A 17,963-nucleotide genomic window follows, 5' to 3' on the forward strand; every position below is an offset into this window, starting at 1 on the left:
AGACACCGCGCATGGAGATCAACATCCAGCTCAACCCACAGGCCGAACGTTTTGAAACCACCGTCGAAGGGATCAGCGCCTTCTTGACGTATTCCCTGGAGGAGGGCGTATTAACCCTGCTCCATACCGAAGTACCGCCCGCCTTGGAGGGCAAAGGGATCGGCAGTCGGCTGGCCGGCAGCGCCCTGGATTACGCCCGGCAGGAGGACCTGAAAGTCGTTGCCAAGTGTTCCTTTGTGGCCAAATACATCGAACGTCATCAGGAGTATGCGGATCTACTGGCCTGAGCGGATTCCGCTGGCTCAGTCGGCCGCATTGCTTCCCACCGCCTGGTCCAGTTCCGCCAGGGCCAGCTGATAGGCAACCTGTGCCTGGAGCTGGTTGTATTCGGCTTCTTTTACGGCGGCCACCAGTTCGTCATGGGCCGCCACAGTGATGGTCTCGACGGCCAGCTGATCGTCCCCCTGGCGTAAGCGGTCCCGTTGCAGGCTGAGGGCCTCTTCGGCCACGGCCATCATCATCCGGGTCTGTTCCAGTTTTCGATAGGCCTTGCCCACTGCAACTTCCACCTGCTGTTTGACCCGCTCCAGGTTGCGCTCCGCCTGCACCAGCTGCATGTTGCGCTGTTTGACTTTGGCGGATTTCTTGCCCCAGTCGAAGATATCCCAGGTCATCTGCAGGCCGACGACACCGAAATCGTCCTGGAGAAATGAGACCCCTTCCTGATGCATGTAGCTGGCAAAAAGTCCGATATCCGGAATAGAGTCATGGCGGGAGGCAGCGACTCCGCCCTGTGCCTTGCTGACTTTTTTCCTTGCTCCCAGGATCTCCGGATTGCTGACGAGAGCGGTAGCGACGTAGCTTTGTTGCGGCAACGGCTCAGCAGGCTCGCTGGCGGCATAGACCAGCTCGTAATCGCTATCCAAAGGCAGCCCGATCAGGCGGCTGAGTTCGGCACTCAAATCGCTGCTGCGGATCTCTTCGTTCAGGAGCGCCTGTTGCGCCTGCAGCAGCTTGACCCTGGCCCCACTGACCACCATCGGCAGCACCACTCCGGAGGTTGCCGCATCGGTTGCCTCGCGCAGGCCGGCGTCAGCGGCAGCGATGGCGGCACGGGCGGTCTCTTGCTGTTTTTTTGCCAGCAATAAGCCATAGAAGAGTTTTTTCGCCGCGAACACCACTTCCGTTTGCGCCTGGCGCAATTCCGCCTCCGAGATCATCCGGTCAGCGGCCGCCACCTGCTCGGCATCGCTAATCTTGATCAGCTGGGTGAGGGGCTGCTTGACGGTCAGGGTATTGAGCAGGGTGCTCTGCGACCCCTGGGAGATATCCATTTTCTCGGCCGGGAAAGAGCCGAGCCCTTCGATATTTCCCAAAGAGCCCGCCGGAATCGAAACCAGTTGGCTAGCGGTCAGGTAGGTCCAGCGCAGATCATCGGACAGCTGGGGATAGTAATCCGCCTGCACCGCATCCTCCTGGTAGCCTTTTTCGAGAACCTTGGCCGCCGCGATCTTCAGGGCGGGATTCTGCCGTAAAGCCAGCGCAACGGTCTGCTGCAGGGTCAGCTGTTGCACCGGCGCAACGGCCCGAGCCATGGACGGCAGGCCGCAAAGAGCCAGCAGACAGACCGCGGCGATAGCACCGGCCCGGTTTTTCTTCAGCCGTGAACAGACCAGGACATAAATGACCGGCACCACCAGCAGGGTAAAGAACATGGAAAAAATCAGCCCGATAGCGATGACGCTGGCCAACGGACTCCACAGACTGGATCCGGACAGAATCATGGGTGTCACCCCCACTGCAGCGGCCATGGTGGTCAGGAAAATCGGCCGCAAGCGGCGTTCGCCGGCTTCGGTGGCCGCCTGGTCCAGGGAATGGCCTTCGGCAATCTTTTCATTGATGTAATCCACCAGGATGATGGCGTTCCGCACCACAATGCCACACAGACTGATCAGACCGACAAAGGCGGTGAAGCCGAAGGCATTACCGGTCACATACAGGCCAAACACCGCTCCGGGCAGCATTAGCGGAATGGAGCACATGATCACCAGCGGCTCAAGAAGGTTGCGGAACTGAAACAGCAACACCAGGAAGATAGCCAGCAGACTGATCCCCAGCGCCGCCACCATTGTTGGCAAGGTTTCTTCCTGGTTGAACTTTTCCCCGCCGTAGAACAGCCGGTAGCCGACCGGAAGCTTGAGATCGTCAAGTTGCGGCTGGATGGCATTGAGCAGTTCCGACGCATAGTGCCCCTGCTTGACAAAGCTGCGCACGGTGATGGTGCGCACCCCATTGCGCCTGACGATGCGACCGGTTTCCCATTCCGGGGCCAGTCTGGCCACCGAACGAACCGGCACACTTGCTCCGGTCAGTGATGAGGAGACATAGGCGTCCTGCACATCGTCGAAATTCTCCCGCTCGTCCTCGTCCAGCTTGAGCACAATGGTGACCGGGCGATCACCTTCCCAGAACACGCTCACCGGCAGACCGCTGAAGGCGCCGGACAGGGTTCTGGCCACCGTAGCATTGGTCAACCCGAGGCGCTTGGACAGTTCGCTGTCAACGTTGACATCCGCCATGAAGGCATCATTAAAATAATCCTGATGGACATAGCGAGCGTAAGGAACTGCACTGACGATCCCCTGCACTTCGGCCGCCAGCTCCTTCAGCTCATCGAGCTTGTCGCCGGAGATCCGAATCTCCACCGGCGCTTCGACAATATTCCCCTGCTGCAACTCCTTGACCACGACCATGGCTTCGGGAACCAGCCCGGCCAGTTTGCCGCTCAGCTCTTCGACAATCGTCGGGGTTGCGTCAACCGAATGGGTGTTGACAATCAGCTGGCCGTAAGCACTATCGGGCTGCTGGGGATTGACGTTGTAGTAAAAGCGGGGGGCGCTCTGCCCGATAAAACTGGCATACTGGGCGATATCGGCCCGCCCGGCCAGTTCCGCTTCGATCCGCTGGATCGCCGCATCGGTCGCTTCGATCCGGCTGCCCTGCGGCATCCACACATCGATCACGAACTGATCACGTTCTGCCGACGGGAAAAATTGCTGGGGCACCTGTTTAAAGAGTGGCCCGCAAGCCACGACGGCAAGGATTCCCAGGGCGACGGCAACCAGTTTCCTGCGCATCAGAAACGTGATGCACCGGGCATACACCGCCTGCAGCCGGTCAAGCAAGGAGACATGCTTTTTGCCCTTTTTCCTGACCGGCTGATCATGATTGTGCAGCCCCTTGCGGACAAAGGACCGACAGAGAATCGGCGTCAGCATCACCGCCACCACAAAGGAGACACTTAGCGCAGTGGCGACGGTCAGCGGCAGGGCGCGGATGAACTCTCCGGTCGACCCGCTTAGAATCAACAGCGGCAAAAACGAACAGATAATGGTGACGGTTGCGGTGAACACCGGCACCACCACCTCGGTTGCGGAGCGCCAGGCCGCTTCGGCACGGGGGACCTTGCGGTCGAGCAGTTCGACATAATTGTCGGCAATGACGATGGCATCATCGACGATAATCCCCAGCACCACGATCAGGGCGGCGATGGAGACCTGGTGAAGCTGAATGCCGAAAGCATCCATGATCCCCAGGGTGGTCGCCAGGGTGATGGGAATGGCCACGGCCGACACCAGCGCCACCCGCATGGGCAGCAGCAACAGGGTGACCAGGATCACCGAGCCGATGGCCAGGAGAAACTCGTGGCTCAGGTCGTTGATGCGGGTTTTGACCACGGTCGGCTGATCCGCGATGATGTCCAGGGACAGGTCCGGCGGCAGCACCGCGTGCAGGCGTTCAAACACCTGGGCGATCCGCTCGCCGAGGTGGACGATGTTCTTCCCTTTCTGCATCTCGATGGAGAACATCACGCTCGGTTCGCCGTTGCAACGGACCAGAAAGGTCGGATCCTGGTACCGGCGGGTGACCTCGGCGACATCGCGGATATAGACCGGTTGTCCGCCGGGGGACACATTCAGCAGCACATTGCGGATATCCTCTTCGGTATCGAAAGCCCCGGTCACCCGTAGCGGAGCATCCAGGCTCCCGGAGTCGACACTGCCGGCGCTGGTAATGACATTCTGTTGCTGCAGGGCCTGAATCACCTGGGCGGGGTTGACCGCATGTTGGGAAATCCGTTCACTGCTGCTGGTCACCCAAACTTCTTCGGTCTGCTCACCGTAGCTGGCCATCTTGCCGATCTGACGAATCTTGCGCAGTTCGTCTTCAATCCGCTCGACATAATCCTGCAGTTCCCGATAGCCGTAGCGCTTGCCGTGGACCGCGATCAGCATGGCGACGGTGTCGCCGAAATCGGATTTCACCAACGGTCCCCGAACTCCGGCCGGCAGCTCTGTCGCAGCGGTCTGGAGCATTTCATGGCGCAGCTTGCCCCAGAACACGTCCGGTTCCTTGACGTTGTCCTCCAGTTCCACATTGATCACCGCCAGTCCGTGGCGACTGGTGGAGAAAGTCTTATCCTTACGGACTTCCGGGAATTTAAAGATATGCCGTTCCAGCACCTTGCTGACCTGCTCCTCAACCTGGCTGGCGGTCGCCCCCGGATACTGGGCGAGGACCAGCCCGGTGCGGATGGTGATGGAGGGATCTTCGGTCTTCGGCATGTTGAAAAATGCATGCATACCGGCCAGGAACAGCAGGGCCGCAAAAAACAGGGCGACCACCGGATACTTTAGAGTGCTTTTAATCGGGTTCACCGCGCTGCTCCTTGTTACTGGCTTTCACCGGCTTTGACAACGGTGACAGCGGCTCCGTCCCGCAGTTTATCCTGCCCGGCAAGCACGATCTGCTCATCGCCGACCAGCCCGGAGCTGATCTCGACCTGGTCCCCGATCAGATTACCGATGGTCACCCGCTTGCTGTGGGCCCGCTGTTGTTGCGGATAATAGATGTAGACCAGCGGCGCCCCCTGCGGGTCATGCACAATCGCCGCCGTCGGCAGGGTCATGGCATCCAGCTGGTCGTTGCCGATGATGGCGGCTTTCGCCACCATGCCGAGACGCAGCTGATAATCCGGATTGGCAACCGCAATGCGGGTCATATAGGTGCGCGTCCCCGGATCGGCACTGACATTGACCACCCGGACCGTGCCATTGAACTGCTGCTGCGGCAGCGCCGGCAGGGTCACCTGCGCCTGCTGCCCCACAGCAACCAGATGGATGTCGCGTTCCGGCACACCGACCAGGATTTCCACCGGATCGAGACGGACAATCTCCAACGCCGGCGAGCCTGCGGCCACGGTCTGGCCGGGTTCCACCTGCCGTTTGGCAACAAACCCGCTCACTGGCGCACGCAGTCTGGTATCGCCAAGCCGCTTGCGCTGGATTTTTTCCGCGGCCAGGGCCTGCTCCAGTTGCTGAGTCGCCGCCTGGTAGGCGGCCCGGTATTTCTCAAAATCATTCCTGGCCAGGCTGTGATGCTGATACAGATAGTCCATCCGCTGATACTCGTCACGGCTGCGCTCCACGGCGACCCCGGCCTGTTTAACCTGAGCGCTGGCTCCGTCAAGGGCCGCCTGATAATCGAGGGGTTCCAGGCTGGCCAGCAACTGCCCCGCCTTAACAAAATCCCCTTCCCGGGGCATCACTCTCTCGACCCGCCCCGCAACCAGGAACGAAACCTTTGTGGGTTCAAAAGGGGAGACCACGCTGCCGCTGACCGGGATACTGCGCTGCACCCGGACATGTTTGACCTGCCCCACAGCGACCGGGATCGGGGGTGCGCTTGGTGCTACCGCCGGTTGTTCGTCCGAACAGCCGGCGAGCACAGCCAGCAATAACAACAGAACCAGAACCAAGCGCTGCTGTTGCCGAAGGCCGGTTCCTGACCAAATGGGATGGGGGGAAATGAATCTCATACATTTTCCTTTGCGTGCGCTACGGGACTGGCGCGGACGGGACAACCGTTCCCATTCCCGCCCGAACTTGCGGCCGGTTCAGGTTTAAATTCCGCCGCTGGCTGATTGTTTGCTTAACCCGCCGAGGACAAACGCCGTCATTCGCCGACTCAGGGTTTCAATATCGATATCGTTTTTGAGTTCAATAAAATAAAACAGGCTGCGACTGAACAGGCCGACCAGAAATGCCGCCTCGGTTTCGGCATCCTCAAATGAGAGGAACGCTGAATCCCGGTTCTGCTCCAGCTGCCGGCGAGTCATATCGATGAAATCAAGATAAAGATCCTGCCAGGTATTCCGGAATGAACAGTCATGCTGACCGCTTTCGTAAAACAGCAGCTTGGCCATTTTTTTGTTCTCCGAATAGAGCCGCACCAGATCGCGGATGAAAACCAGCAGGTTGGCTCTGATTTCATCGGCAGAAGTTCCGGCAAAGAGATTGTCCGCGCCTTCAATGACCTCGGCAAACAACCCTTTGAACTCGGCTGCGATATGCAGGAAAACATCGTCCTTGGACTTGAAATAGAGATAAAAAGTGCCCTGTGCCACCCGGGCCGCGGCCACAATGTCTGAAACCCGGGTTTTCTGAAAGCCCTTTTCATGAAACATGTCAATGGCCGCATTGATCAACTGCGCCCTGGTATCCTTCGCTCCCGCTTCGGTCTGCATGGTTTCTTCTCCGGGGTAATATGACTGACGTGTCAGTCATATTACCCCGGAGGTTCTCCCTGTCAACCCTTTTCAATCGGTTCGCTGTGCGGCATTTTTCACAGCGGAAAGGGATAATAATGATTGAAACCATTCTTAATTTAGGTTAATTTATTTTTTCTTTGTTTTCTCCCTAGCCCGTTGGGTATTTTGATGAAAAAGATTCTGCTTGTTGAAGACAGTAAAATGTTTATCAACCTGGTACAAAACCGAATTAGCAGGGATTTCCAGATTGAATGTGTTATTCGCCAGAGTTACCAGGAGGCTGCAGAACTGCTCGCGGCCGGCCAACATGAATACCTGCTGGCTATTCTCGATCTGACTTTACCCGGCTCGCCTGACGGGGAGATTGTCGACCTGGTCAAGACGCAAGGCATTCCCATCGTCGTTGTGACCGGACGTATGGACGACCTGACCCGCGACAGTATTCTTGAAAAACAGGTCCTCGACTATATCCTCAAGGGCCCTCATACCCTCGATCTGCTCTCCGGAACCATCAGCCGCTTTCTGCGCAACAAGGACATTAAAATCCTGCTGGTCGAAGACTCCCGGCTGGTCCGGGAAAGCACCAAAGCCATCCTGGAAAAACAGCAATTCACAGTCATCGAAGCGAACCACGGAAAGACCGCCTTGCAGGAACTGCGCAAACACCAGGATACCAGGGTCGTGCTGACCGACTTCAACATGCCGGAGATGAACGGTTTCGAACTCACCGCAGAAATCCGCAAGAACTTCCCTATGGACAAGCTGGCGGTCATCGGCATGTCCGCCTACGGCAACCCCCTGCTTTCCGCCCAGTTTCTCAAGCGGGGTGCCAGTGACTTCCTCAACAAGCCGTATTTTGAAGAAGAGCTGGTCTGGAGGGTCAACCAGAACGTTGAAATGCTGGTGCATGTTGAGCAACTGCGCCAGGCCGCAATCGTGGATTCGATGACCGGCCTCTACAACCGCGGCTACTTCTTTCAGGTCGGTGACAAGCTGTTCGAAAATGCCCGGCGGCAAAACCTGCAGATCAGCGTCGCCATGATTGATATCGATCATTTCAAGGCCATCAACGATACCTACGGACATTGCTGCGGGGATGTTGCAATCCGCCATGTGGCCGGAATCCTGAAAAACAGCTTCCGTTCCTCGGACATCGTGGCCAGATTCGGCGGTGAAGAGTTTATCATCCTGACCAGCAATATGGACAGCTCCAGGATCAAGCAGCATTTTGAAGAACTCCGGGAGCGGATTTCCAGCCATATTATCAAGTCAGACGGAGCCAAAATTCGCGTTTCGGTCTCCATTGGCGTCTGCACCCAGTTGGGCGAGACCTTTGACAAAACCGTATCCAAAGCAGACAACCTGCTTTATGAGGCAAAAAATGCCGGCCGCAACTGCGTTGTGATCAGCTGAACAACCAGCCAACGAGGTGTTTCTTCCGTTTATAACCGCGCTGCCAGCCCTGTTCCGCCGAGCACCTCAAGCGGGTAGGCTGAATCTCGCTTGCCAGGGGCGGGAAACCTGAAGGTTTTCCACCCTGCTCCTGCCGCAAAGGTTTGGGTTAATTCTCTACCCTGACCGGCATTTTCCCGACAGACTCCCCAAAAAACCAAAAAATTTGTGTTAGATTGGTTCATCAAATAAACCCGGAAAGCATGTGGCCCAAGCACATTGTTGCGAATCGGCACGTCATCGCGACAAAGTGATAATCGGCTTGGCTTTCAACCGAAATACTGATTTTTACCCTGTCTCAGGAAAGGACGAAAGAATGAAATCAACCCTGATCTTACTGCTGCTGAGCGCACTTCTGCTCCTGGCTGGCTGCGAAAGCGCCCAGCAGAAAGCCTATGACCTCAAAGCGGACACCATCGGCACCCATCGGGTGGTCGAGGTCTACACCGAAGCCGGTAACAAGGTTGCCTCCATCGAAGACAACCGGATGCGCTTTGAAATGGTCGGCGAGCGTTCGGTCCGCCTGTGGCTGGGCGATAAAAATCAGAAAGTGATGATCGGCAATATGGGTTTCATCATCAAAGACCTGTAGAAGCGTTTTTTCCGGAAATGCTCCTGGTGGGAATGCGCCGGTATTTTTCAGCGCCCCACCGCTCTTGATAAATGGCGGAACATGGTGTGGCAATACGCCGACCAGCAGTCCTTGCAGAGGTTGAATTCAGGCCAGCTGGCTGAGTATGCTACGATGAAAAACATCTGTTGTGGAGGAGTCATGAAACGCATGGAAGTTGTCCTTGGCGACATCACCAAACTTGAGGTCGATGCCATCGTCAATGCTGCCAATAGCAGGCTGGCCGGTGGCAGCGGCGTGGACGGCGCCATTCATCAGGCCGCCGGACCTGAATTACTGGCCGAATGCCGCACCCTCGGCGGCTGTCCGACCGGCGCAGCCAAAATCACCCGGGGCTATCGGCTACCCGCCAAACACGTCATCCATGCCGTCGGCCCGGTCTGGCACGGCGGCAATGACAACGAGCCCGAATTGCTGGCCTCCTGCTACCGCTGCAGTCTGCAGCTGGCAGTGCAGCACGGCCTCAAATCCATCGCTTTCCCGGCGATCAGCTGCGGGGTCTATCGGTTTCCCATCGGCCAGGCCGCGCAGATTGCAGTGACCGAAGTCGCTGAGTTTCTGAAAACCGACATCAGCCTGGAGCGGGTCATCTTTGTCTGTTTTGACGACATGATGCAGCAGGCGATTACCCAGGCCCTGGATAAACTGACAGACGCTGGATAAAAGTGTGCAGGCGGTCAATCATCCGACAGATGGCTGACCGCCTGGAAACGTTCGAGGATTTCCGGCTGACGCATGCCGGCCAGCATGAAATCGCGAAAGGTTTTCTCGGTCAGGGTCGGAACCTTATCCTGCAGCTGTACCAGGGAAATCATGTTGACCATGTCGGCGGCCGCGGTCCGCACCAGGACCAATTCCCCACTCTGCAACTCTTCCCACATCAGGTGCGCAGTCGCCACCCCCAGCCCCATTCCCAGTTTGATTCCCGAAATCAACGCCTCATGACTGTCGAGGGTCATGACAATATTGAGCTGGTCCGGGACCTTCCGGAAGTGATGCTTGAACCACAGGTCGAGGATCGAAGGGTCGTCCTCATCGGTAATGAATTCGCGGTCGACCAGGTTGGCATAGCTGTGATCCCCCTTGACATGCCGGTCGTAATAAGAGCGGGCACAGGCCAGGATCATCACCTCCCGAAGCAATGGATCGATGCTGAAGATGTCGGGAAATCCCGGCAGCTCCCCCTGATTGAAATAGACATCGACCAGGGCGAAATCAAGACTCCCTTCCCGGATCATGGTCAGCAGAGGGATCGATTCCTTGAATTTAAGCTGGAACACCACATCCGGATAACGCTCTCGAAAGGCATTGCAGAAGCGGGGCAGGTATTCCTTACCGAATTCCCGCGGGGCACCGATGCGCAGCAGTCCGCTCGGTCGCTCCAGGGGCTGGCGGATAAAAGGCAGCTCTTTTTCCAACCGGTTGATAAACGGTTCGGCCAGCTGAAACAGCCGCTCACCCGCCGCAGTCGGAACCAGCTTTTTGTGCAAGCGGGTGAACAGCTGTATTTTCAACTCTGCTTCCAGTTTCTGCAGTTGCTGACTGACCGCCGGTTGCGACAGATTCAGCGCTCGGGCCGCGGCAACAATACTGTTGGCCCGGTAGATATGGAAGAAGACATTGAGTCGATTCAGATCCGGTAGCATAAGCACAGCCTATCTATTACTTCATAAAGAATGATTTTACTTATATATAGTCCGGCTTTAGAATTCAAGCAAATGAAGATTTTTTAAACAGATTGTCCGGAAAACAACGGCATCCCTCTGACCACTCCGGATTTTAACAGTAAAGGCGCTGGGAGGATATGATGGGTATTTTAATTTTGTTAATTACGTTGGGCGTACTGGTTCCCGTCGTTCTGTTCAGCAATACCGGCTCCAAGAGCTGGGAAGATGAAAGCCGGATTGTCAATGCACACTGGCTGAACAGTGATGACAAATTTCATCTGATTTCACGCTGGGGTGCGCAGTACTGATTGCTTGCTCTACCCGCACCCTGCCCGATAGGAACACCTTCACAAAAGCAGCCCTTGCGGCTGCTTTTTTAATGACTGCAGCAAACGCAATTCCGCCACCCTGGCAGAGCAGAAATTTCCCTGACTGCGGCATCCCCTTCCCCGAATGGGGCGTTTTTCCCACCCTGTCCAAAATTACATTTGCTCTCACCCGGCCAGGAACGTTAAACTGGCGCGGCAAAAACAGATTGCCGCCGTGATCTCGGCGGCGGACAAAGGAACGAAACATTGTACACTGAAAAAGTCCTCGAGCATTTCAACAACCCGCGCAATATCGGGATCATCAAAGACCCTACGGTTTTGGTCCAGGTGGGGGAACCGAGTTGTGGGGATGCCTTGCTGGTAACGATGAAAATCGAACATGACCGGGTTGCTGATATCAAGTTCAAGGTCTTCGGCTGCGGCGCCGCCATTGCCACATCATCCATCGCCACCGAGATGGTGCTGGGGAAAAGCCTTGATGAAGCTCTGCAGATCAGCGACCAATCGATTGCTGATGCCCTCGGCGGTCTGCCACCGGAAAAAATGCACTGTTCCAATATGGCAGCAGGGGCGATCAGGGGAGCAATCACCGAATATCGGAAAGCCTTTCCGCCGGATCGGCAGGATGGATAGTTCGCGTTGCCCCTGTCCGGTTAACGACAATAGACCTGGAGAACCGTCATGATCCTTTTTCTTCTGATCTGTGCCGCCTATCTGATCGGCGCAATTCCCACCGGCCTCATCCTCACCCGTCTGGTCGGCGGCGAGGACATCCGTAAAGCCGGCAGTGGCAACATCGGTGCGACCAACGTCTATCGGGTTGCCGGTCGCAAACTCGGCCTCATCACCCTGCTTGGCGATTGCCTGAAGGGGGTTGTGCCGGTGCTCGTCGCCCAGCAATGGTTCGGCTTGAGCGGCAACGGGCTGGCGGCCGTGGCCATCGCCGCATTTATCGGCCATTGTTTTCCGGTTTACCTTGGCTTCAAAGGGGGTAAAGGGGTGGCGACCGCCCTGGGAATCTTTCTGGTCCTCTCGCCGCTGGCCGTCCTGGGGGCTTTGCTGGTTTTTATCGTCGTCCTCTGGAAGTGGCGCTTTATCTCCCTGGCGTCCATCTCGGCAGCAACGATTATTCCGCTGCTGGTCATCCTGGTTTCCCACTCGGTGCCACTCTTCATCGCCACCCTGGTCATCGCGGCCATCGTGATCTGGCGCCATCGTGGCAATATCGAACGATTGCGGGCCGGTACCGAAAACAGATTTAACCTCTGATTCATCATGCGTCGATTACTTTTCGCCTGTAGTTTTACCCTGGTTGTGGCCATAGCCGCCCTGGCCCTGTTTTGCTACCAATTACTGATGGTGCCGGTGATGCCGGAAAAACCGGTGTCCATCGCCATCCCCCCCGGGACCAGCCTGCATAAAATCGCCCGCCAGCTGGAAGATTCCGGAGTTATTCGCAATGCCCTGGCACTACGGCTCCTGGCCCGCTGGGAACAGCGTTCCGGTCAGGTCCAGGCCGGAACCTATCGCTTTCAATCGGCAGCCCGTCCGGCCGAGATCCTCGAACGGCTGATCAAGGGGGACGTGGAAAAAGTCAGCCTGACCATTCCCGAAGGCTTCACCCTGGAGCAGATCATTGCCCGGATTGCCGAGGCCGGTTACGGCCGGGCCGAGGTCCTCACCCAGCTGGCTCATGACCAGGACTTCATTCATTCATTGCAGATCGGTGCCAACAGCCTGGAAGGGTACCTGTTCCCGGAAACCTACCTGTTTGCTCCGGGCGTGGACGAACGAACCTTGCTGCAGATGATGACCAGCCAATTCCGTGCGCATCTGGATGACCAACTGCTGCAACAGGCCAAAGCCCAGGGCTTGAACCTGCACCAGCTGGTCACCCTGGCGTCGATTATCGAAAAGGAGACCGCGGCGATTGAAGAAATGCCGCTCATCTCTTCGGTTTTTCACAACCGGCTCAAGCGCGGCATCCCCCTGCAGACCGATCCGACAGTGATCTACGGCATCAAGGATTTCGATGGCAACATCACCCGCAAGGACCTGACCACCCCGACCCCCTACAACACCTATCTGATTCGCGGCCTGCCCCCCGGCCCCATTTGCAGTCCAGGCCTGGACGCCCTGCGGGCCGCCGCGGCACCGGCGACCACCCGCTATCTTTATTTTGTGGCGCGCGGCGATGGCAGTCATCAGTTTTCGACCACCCTGCGCGAGCATAACGCCGCAGTCCGCAGATACCAGCTGCACCGACCATAAGCAGACACTTTTCCACAGTCGGGCCATCGCCATCCTCCTGCGGCCAACCCATTTTCGTTACAAAAAAAAGCCCCGGGAAATTCCCGGGGCGGATGACATATCAGTCAATTCTCAGCAAGGCTATTCAGACTTTGGCAATCTCCACCGCAGTGCGGTTGGCGCTGTCCGGAATCAGTTGTTGAATACCGAGCGCGACAAAGTGATACGGCGCAAAGATCAGTCCCTGGGGAACATCTGTGCTGAGTTTGACTTTGCCGACCGTCGCTCCGGTACTACTGCTGACTTTGATGGTATCACCTTCGCTGATGCCGGCAGCGGCGGCATCGGCCGGGTTGAGATTGAGCAACCCTTCTGCTTCAACCTCCAGGGGCGCGGTGGCCCAAAGGGAGGTGGTACCGAAATGATTCCGCGAAGGACCGCTCAACAGCTGCAGTCCGGTGGCCTCTTCACTGACACTGATCAGCTGGTATTTAAGACCGCCCGCAGGCACGGTATAAGCCTTTTTATAACAGGTCCGCCGCTCGTCATTGACCACTTCGGCGCCACTGTACAGGTTGGTCAGTTCATTGATCTCCTTGAAAATCTCCGCTCCGCTGAGGGAAACGCGGGAACCACTCAACCGCCCGAACAGCTCGGCAAAGATATCCAGGTCTTCCCGACTTTCACCGACGGGGCGAATGGCCGGGGAGGTCCGCCGCACCGTCTGATCAAGGGACGTGAAACTGCCGGCCTTTTCGGCAAAAGAAGTACCCGGCAACACCACCGTTGCCAGCCGGGCAACCTCGGTCGGGAAGATATCCTGAACAATCAGGACTTCGACCTTTTCCAGGGCTTTGAGCCAGCGCCCGCTGTTCGGAAAGCTTTGCGGATTGGTTGCAGCCAGATAGAGCAGCCGGATCTTGCCCGCTTCGATCTCCTGCAGGATGCCATCGGCGTCAAGTCCGCCGGCCGGCAGTTCACAGCCCCAGGCTTTCCCGAAACGCTCTTTGTAGTCACTGTAGTCCAAATAGCCGGGCAGGGACTCGGGATAGACCCCCATATCGAGTACGCCCTGGGTGTTGCCCTTTTCAGCGAGGGGGTAAATCCCGCCACCGCCATGCAAGGCACCACTGAGAATAGCCAGATTGGCCATCGTTGCCGAAGTGGAGGTCCCAAAAGAGGATTTGCAGATATCCGCCCCGAAAACAACCGCGACTTTTTTGCCATTGCCAATCAGATCGGCCGCTTCAGTCAACAGCGCAAGATTGAGCCCGGTTACGGCAACCACATTCTCCAGGTCGACAGCAGCCAGATCCACCTGTAGTTCGGCCAGGTTGTTGACACTCCCTTCCAGGGCCGCCATATCGAGATGACCGCGGTCCATGAGTAAGCGTCCCAAGCCTGCAGCCAGCGCAATTTCACTCCCTGGTCGATAGGTCAACTGGGTATTGGCCAGCGGGCTGATGTGAATCTGCCGCATATTTGCGACCACCAGCTTGGCGTTGTTGTGCTCGGCCGCTTTACGAATCTGCCATTCGACCGCGGGTGCTTCCGCAGTCGGATCGGCACCGAACAACAGGATCGCATCAGCGCTGCCGATGGCGTCCAGCCGATTGCTGGCACCGCGCAAACCGAGCCCCTTATCCAGGGCGCGCAACGCCCGCATGGCGCCGAAACGGGCTTCGCTATCGATGTTGTTGCTGCCGATAGCCGCCCGGAAAAGTTTTTGGAACAGGTAATTTTCCTCATTACTCAGCCGCGGCGAAGCGAGTCCGGCAATCGCCCCGGCGCCGCTTTCCTCGGTAATCCGCCGAATCTCGCTGACCACCCGGTCAAAAGCGTTGTCCCAGCTGGTCGGCTGCTGCTCCACTTTGGGCTCGCGCAGCCGTTGCTTGCTGTTGATGTAGTCATGGCCGAAAAAGCCACCAATACAGAGGGTCCCGTTGTTGGTCGTTTCGCCGTCCGTGGAGGTCACCCGATAGACTTCATCGTGCTGCACATTGATATCGATTTCACACTGACTGGGGCAATAGGTGCAGACCGATGGAACCTTGCGCAGGGTCCAGGGGCGCGCCTTGAATTTGAAGGGTTTGGAGATCATGGTGCCGGTCGGACAGACCGCCACGCAGTTGCCGCAGAAGATACACTTGTCCAGGTTTTTATCGACATAGGCGCGGTCCCCCTTCGAATTCACAAAAAGGGCGTCGGCACCGACGATTTCGTGACAAACCTTAACGCATTTTTCACACAGAATACAGCGGGAAGGAACCTGCTGAATCAACGGCCAATGGTCAATGGGCGCGGGTTGAACATCTTCGGCGCTGAACTCCTGGCGGGTGACGTTCAACTCAAAACAGGTATTCTGCAGATCACATTCGCCGCCGGCGTCGCAGACCGGACAATCAAGGGGGTGATTGACCAGGATCAGTTCCATGATCTGCTTACGGGTTCTGGTCAGGCGCTCGGACTGGGTGGTGACCTTGATGCCTTCTTTGACCGGGGTATTGCAGGCCGTCATCGGCCGGTCGACGCCTTCGATCTCCACGGCACAGATTCGGCAGGCCCCGGTCGTCGAGATCTTTTCCAGCCAGCACAGCGTCGGGATATGAATATCCAAGCGCCGTGCCGCCTCAAGAATTGTGGTTCCCTTGGGGACGCTTATCGTCTTGCCATCTATCGTCAGGTTGACCATATTCCTCTCACCTCAAATCCTGGCTGAATCCGGTCTTAAGACCATTGCAGACAACAACTGCAGATACAACCTCTTGATATTATTTCATCCCGTTAAACAGCAATCATCGACACCCGATAGCAACGCAGGCAACGCTCAGCTTCCCGCACCGCCTCGCTGTCGCTGAAGCCGAGTTCGACTTCGCGATAATTTCCTTTACTGGCGCGCTCCTTGCCATGGACCTCTTTCTGATTGAAGCGCTGCACGGCATCCAGCCAGGAGACCGGCTCATTCTTGTCGTAAACCCCGAGGTGGCTGAGAATGTCCTCGTGAAAATCCTCGTCCGTCAGGTAGGCTTCACCCTCCTCCAGCCAGCGCTGAATAACCCGGGCGGCCCGATGGGCGTTGCCGACACAGGCCACTACCGTCAACGGGCCGATTTCGGCATCCCCGGAGGCGAAGACCCCGTCCCGATCGGTCATCAGGGTCCGTGACAGCGGATTGCCCATGACATCGTTCAGGCTGCGGTCGGCAGCGTTTTTCAACGGCACAAATTTGGTGACGACGGTATTCCAGCGGGTGATGGAAATGCCGCTCTCTTCAGTAATAAAGGAGAGATCCGGATCCTGGCCGATGGCCGGAATCAGGGTGTCGCACTCGACGATGAACTCGCTGCCGGGGATCGGCTGCGGCCGCCGCCGCCCGGAGTCGTCGGGCTCACCGAGCTCCATCCGCACGCATTCAACGCCGGTCACCTGGCGCTGTTCGTTGACAATGATCTTCTTCGGCAGGACCAAAAATTCAAACTGGACACCTTCCTCCTCGGCCCCATCGATCTCCCAGGTATCAGCGGGCATCTCCTTGCGGGTCCGGCGATAGAGCAGCACCGATTCCTCCGCCCCTTCGCGCAGGGCCACCCGGACACAGTCGATGGCGGTATTACCACCGCCGACGACGCAGACCTTCTTGCCCATCCCGGTCGGTTTACCCATGTAGGCTTCGCGGAGGAACTCGATCCCACCGGCCAAAAAGCCCTGATAGCCTTCGTCCTCCCCTTCGACCCCCATCGGCTTGGATTTGTGCGCCCCGGGAGCGACCAGCACGGCGTCATATTTTTCTTTCAATTCGAGCAGGCCGATATCCTTGCCGACCCGGGTGTCATAAACGATCTCCACCCCGAGGGAACAGATAATGTCGATATCGCGCTGCAGGATATGCCGCGGCATCCGGTAGGCCGGAATGCCAACGGCGATCATGCCGCCGCCGAAACCTTCCGGCAAGGTTTCATAGATGGTGCAGGGGTAGCCTTCCATCGCCAGGTAATAAGCCGCCGCCAGTCCCGCCGGACCGGCCCCGACAATCGCAATAGTCTTGTCTTTTTTCGGTTTCGGCTGCATGGGCGGCTGATGATGGTGCTGCCATTCGTAATCGGACGCAGTCCGTTTGAGCACCATGATATTGATCGACTCATCGACATTGGCCCGCCGACAGGCGGTCTCGCAGGGGTGGGGACAGACCCGGCCGCAAACCGCGGGCAGAGGCATGCTTTCTCGAATGATGGAAAGAGACTCATCAAAGCGGCGATTCTTGATCGCTTCCACGTAGGCGGGGATATCAATATGGGCAGGGCACTTATCCTGGCAGGGTGCGGTCATTTTAACTTTGTAATCAACCGCTTTGGCCTCTTCCGGGGTCCCGTTGATATACATCAGGTAATCGTCCCGGAAGTGCTTGACCGTATCGATGATCGGCACGGCCGAGGTCTGGCACAGGGTACACTTACAATTTTGCAGCAGTTCGGCAATATTCTCGATGATCTCCAGGTCGTGCTCGGTGCCTTCTCCGGCAACGATCCGCGCCAGGGTATCCTGCATGACGCGGGTGCCCTTTTTTCCCGGTGAACATTTTGCGCAGCAGAAATCTTCCTGGACCCGGCGGGCATATTCAGCGGCCATGGCCACAACATCGACGGACGGATCATTGAGAATAAGTCCGTCCCAACCCATGAAAGCGGCAATTTGCTTTTCGCCGTCAAAGGTCACCGGGAGTTTTTTCATGGCAACGTCGACTTCAGCCGTGCCGCCCTGACGATTATCGATAACCTGCCGTCCCCAACTGGAAAATGCAACTTGTGACAAACCGGCCTCCTCTGACCTGCTTCGACCTTCCCGGCAGGAAGGTCGAAATTTCCCCAAACGGGGAGATCAACCAGATACTCTGGCAATTTTAGTGCGTTCAGGATCGTATACAGTATGCAGGTAGATACCACAAACAAAGGTTTTAAATCAAGGCTATTTTTTCCCCGAACGGACCCCGCTAAAAACGAATAAAGATAAGAAAAAACAACTTGTTA

Annotated in this window: 14 protein-coding genes; 8 read left to right on the forward strand and 6 right to left on the reverse strand. The window is 57.1% G+C overall.

Annotation, left to right across the window (positions count from 1 at the left end):
• The first annotated feature begins 11 nt into the window (after positions 1-11).
• Positions 12-287 carry a GNAT family N-acetyltransferase gene (locus tag N909_RS0107215; RefSeq protein ID WP_029913486.1) on the forward strand — a complete coding sequence of 92 codons (276 nt, stop codon included), beginning with the start codon at positions 12-14 and terminating at the stop codon, positions 285-287.
• A gap of 15 nt (positions 288-302) precedes the next feature.
• On the opposite strand, the gene N909_RS0107220 is transcribed toward N909_RS0107215, so the two are convergent.
• From N909_RS0107220 to N909_RS25625, 3 genes are all read right to left on the reverse strand, one after another.
• Complete coding sequence (locus N909_RS0107220) at positions 303-4,718, reverse strand: efflux RND transporter permease subunit (RefSeq protein ID WP_051689586.1); 4,416 nt, start codon at positions 4,716-4,718, stop codon at positions 303-305.
• A gap of 14 nt (positions 4,719-4,732) precedes the next feature.
• Positions 4,733-5,878, reverse strand: a complete 1,146-nt coding sequence (locus N909_RS0107225; protein WP_029913490.1) for an efflux RND transporter periplasmic adaptor subunit — start codon at positions 5,876-5,878, stop codon at positions 4,733-4,735.
• 84 nt (positions 5,879-5,962) lie between these two features.
• The gene (locus N909_RS25625) at positions 5,963-6,586 is read right to left on the reverse strand and encodes a TetR/AcrR family transcriptional regulator (protein WP_051689587.1); all 624 of its coding nucleotides are present in this window, start codon (positions 6,584-6,586) and stop codon (positions 5,963-5,965) included.
• 192 nt (positions 6,587-6,778) lie between these two features.
• On the opposite strand from N909_RS25625, the gene N909_RS0107235 reads away from it, so the two are divergent.
• The 3 genes from N909_RS0107235 (at position 6,779) to N909_RS0107245 (ending at position 9,356) form a co-directional block, all read left to right on the forward strand.
• A complete protein-coding gene (locus tag N909_RS0107235) occupies positions 6,779-8,023 on the forward strand; it encodes a GGDEF domain-containing response regulator (RefSeq protein WP_029913493.1) in 1,245 nt (414 codons plus the stop codon).
• 355 nt (positions 8,024-8,378) lie between these two features.
• The gene (locus N909_RS0107240) at positions 8,379-8,654 is read left to right on the forward strand and encodes a DUF5052 family protein (RefSeq protein ID WP_029913495.1); all 276 of its coding nucleotides are present in this window, start codon (positions 8,379-8,381) and stop codon (positions 8,652-8,654) included.
• Positions 8,655-8,834: 180 nt separating this feature from the next.
• Positions 8,835-9,356, forward strand: coding sequence for an O-acetyl-ADP-ribose deacetylase (locus N909_RS0107245; RefSeq protein WP_029913497.1), 522 nt, complete (start codon positions 8,835-8,837; stop codon positions 9,354-9,356).
• Positions 9,357-9,370: 14 nt separating this feature from the next.
• Here N909_RS0107245 and N909_RS0107250 read toward each other — a convergent pair whose 3' ends face one another.
• Positions 9,371-10,339, reverse strand: a complete 969-nt coding sequence (locus N909_RS0107250) for a LysR family transcriptional regulator (RefSeq protein WP_051689588.1) — start codon at positions 10,337-10,339, stop codon at positions 9,371-9,373.
• A 158-nt stretch (positions 10,340-10,497) separates the two neighbouring features.
• On the opposite strand from N909_RS0107250, the gene N909_RS25630 reads away from it, so the two are divergent.
• The 4 genes from N909_RS25630 to mltG all read left to right on the forward strand — a co-directional run bounded on the left by N909_RS25630 (position 10,498) and on the right by mltG (position 12,960).
• Positions 10,498-10,668 carry a hypothetical protein gene (locus tag N909_RS25630; RefSeq protein WP_155005890.1) on the forward strand — a complete coding sequence of 57 codons (171 nt, stop codon included), beginning with the start codon at positions 10,498-10,500 and terminating at the stop codon, positions 10,666-10,668.
• Between the two features lie 267 nt (positions 10,669-10,935).
• A complete protein-coding gene (locus tag N909_RS0107260) occupies positions 10,936-11,322 on the forward strand; it encodes an iron-sulfur cluster assembly scaffold protein (RefSeq protein ID WP_029913503.1) in 387 nt (128 codons plus the stop codon).
• A gap of 48 nt (positions 11,323-11,370) precedes the next feature.
• The gene (plsY, locus tag N909_RS0107265) at positions 11,371-11,958 is read left to right on the forward strand and encodes a glycerol-3-phosphate 1-O-acyltransferase PlsY (RefSeq protein WP_029913505.1); all 588 of its coding nucleotides are present in this window, start codon (positions 11,371-11,373) and stop codon (positions 11,956-11,958) included.
• A 6-nt stretch (positions 11,959-11,964) separates the two neighbouring features.
• Positions 11,965-12,960 (forward strand): endolytic transglycosylase MltG, encoded by a 996-nt coding sequence (gene mltG / locus N909_RS0107270; RefSeq protein WP_036682979.1) that lies wholly within the window; start codon positions 11,965-11,967, stop codon positions 12,958-12,960.
• 124 nt (positions 12,961-13,084) lie between these two features.
• On the opposite strand, the gene N909_RS0107275 is transcribed toward mltG, so the two are convergent.
• Together N909_RS0107275 and N909_RS0107280 are read right to left on the reverse strand one after the other, a co-directional pair.
• Entirely contained in the window at positions 13,085-15,631 is a 2,547-nt protein-coding gene (locus tag N909_RS0107275; RefSeq protein WP_029913511.1) for a molybdopterin-dependent oxidoreductase, read from the reverse strand.
• Between the two features lie 92 nt (positions 15,632-15,723).
• Positions 15,724-17,748, reverse strand: a complete 2,025-nt coding sequence (locus N909_RS0107280; protein ID WP_029913514.1) for an FAD-dependent oxidoreductase — start codon at positions 17,746-17,748, stop codon at positions 15,724-15,726.
• Between the last annotated feature and the right edge of the window lie 215 nt (positions 17,749-17,963).

This window comes from Pelobacter seleniigenes DSM 18267 (assembly GCF_000711225.1).
In the GTDB taxonomy this organism is placed as follows: Bacteria; Desulfobacterota; Desulfuromonadia; order Desulfuromonadales; family Geopsychrobacteraceae; genus Seleniibacterium; species Seleniibacterium seleniigenes.

What these genes read in the sequence shown, in the direction of transcription:
- N909_RS0107235 (WP_029913493.1), top strand. Translation starts at nt 6,779, where the DNA reads ATGAAAAAGATTCTGCTTGTTGAAGACAGTAAAATGTTTATCAACCTG.
- N909_RS0107240 (WP_029913495.1), top strand. Translation starts at nt 8,379, where the DNA reads ATGAAATCAACCCTGATCTTACTGCTGCTGAGCGCACTTCTGCTCCTG.
- N909_RS0107215 (WP_029913486.1), top strand. Translation starts at nt 12, where the DNA reads ATGGAGATCAACATCCAGCTCAACCCACAGGCCGAACGTTTTGAAACC.
- plsY (WP_029913505.1), top strand. Translation starts at nt 11,371, where the DNA reads ATGATCCTTTTTCTTCTGATCTGTGCCGCCTATCTGATCGGCGCAATT.
- N909_RS0107245 (WP_029913497.1), top strand. Translation starts at nt 8,835, where the DNA reads ATGAAACGCATGGAAGTTGTCCTTGGCGACATCACCAAACTTGAGGTC.
- N909_RS0107275 (WP_029913511.1), bottom strand. Translation starts at nt 15,631, where the DNA reads ATGGTCAACCTGACGATAGATGGCAAGACGATAAGCGTCCCCAAGGGA.
- N909_RS25630 (WP_155005890.1), top strand. Translation starts at nt 10,498, where the DNA reads ATGATGGGTATTTTAATTTTGTTAATTACGTTGGGCGTACTGGTTCCC.
- N909_RS0107250 (WP_051689588.1), bottom strand. Translation starts at nt 10,339, where the DNA reads ATGCTACCGGATCTGAATCGACTCAATGTCTTCTTCCATATCTACCGG.
- N909_RS25625 (WP_051689587.1), bottom strand. Translation starts at nt 6,586, where the DNA reads ATGCAGACCGAAGCGGGAGCGAAGGATACCAGGGCGCAGTTGATCAAT.
- N909_RS0107225 (WP_029913490.1), bottom strand. Translation starts at nt 5,878, where the DNA reads ATGAGATTCATTTCCCCCCATCCCATTTGGTCAGGAACCGGCCTTCGG.
- mltG (WP_036682979.1), top strand. Translation starts at nt 11,965, where the DNA reads ATGCGTCGATTACTTTTCGCCTGTAGTTTTACCCTGGTTGTGGCCATA.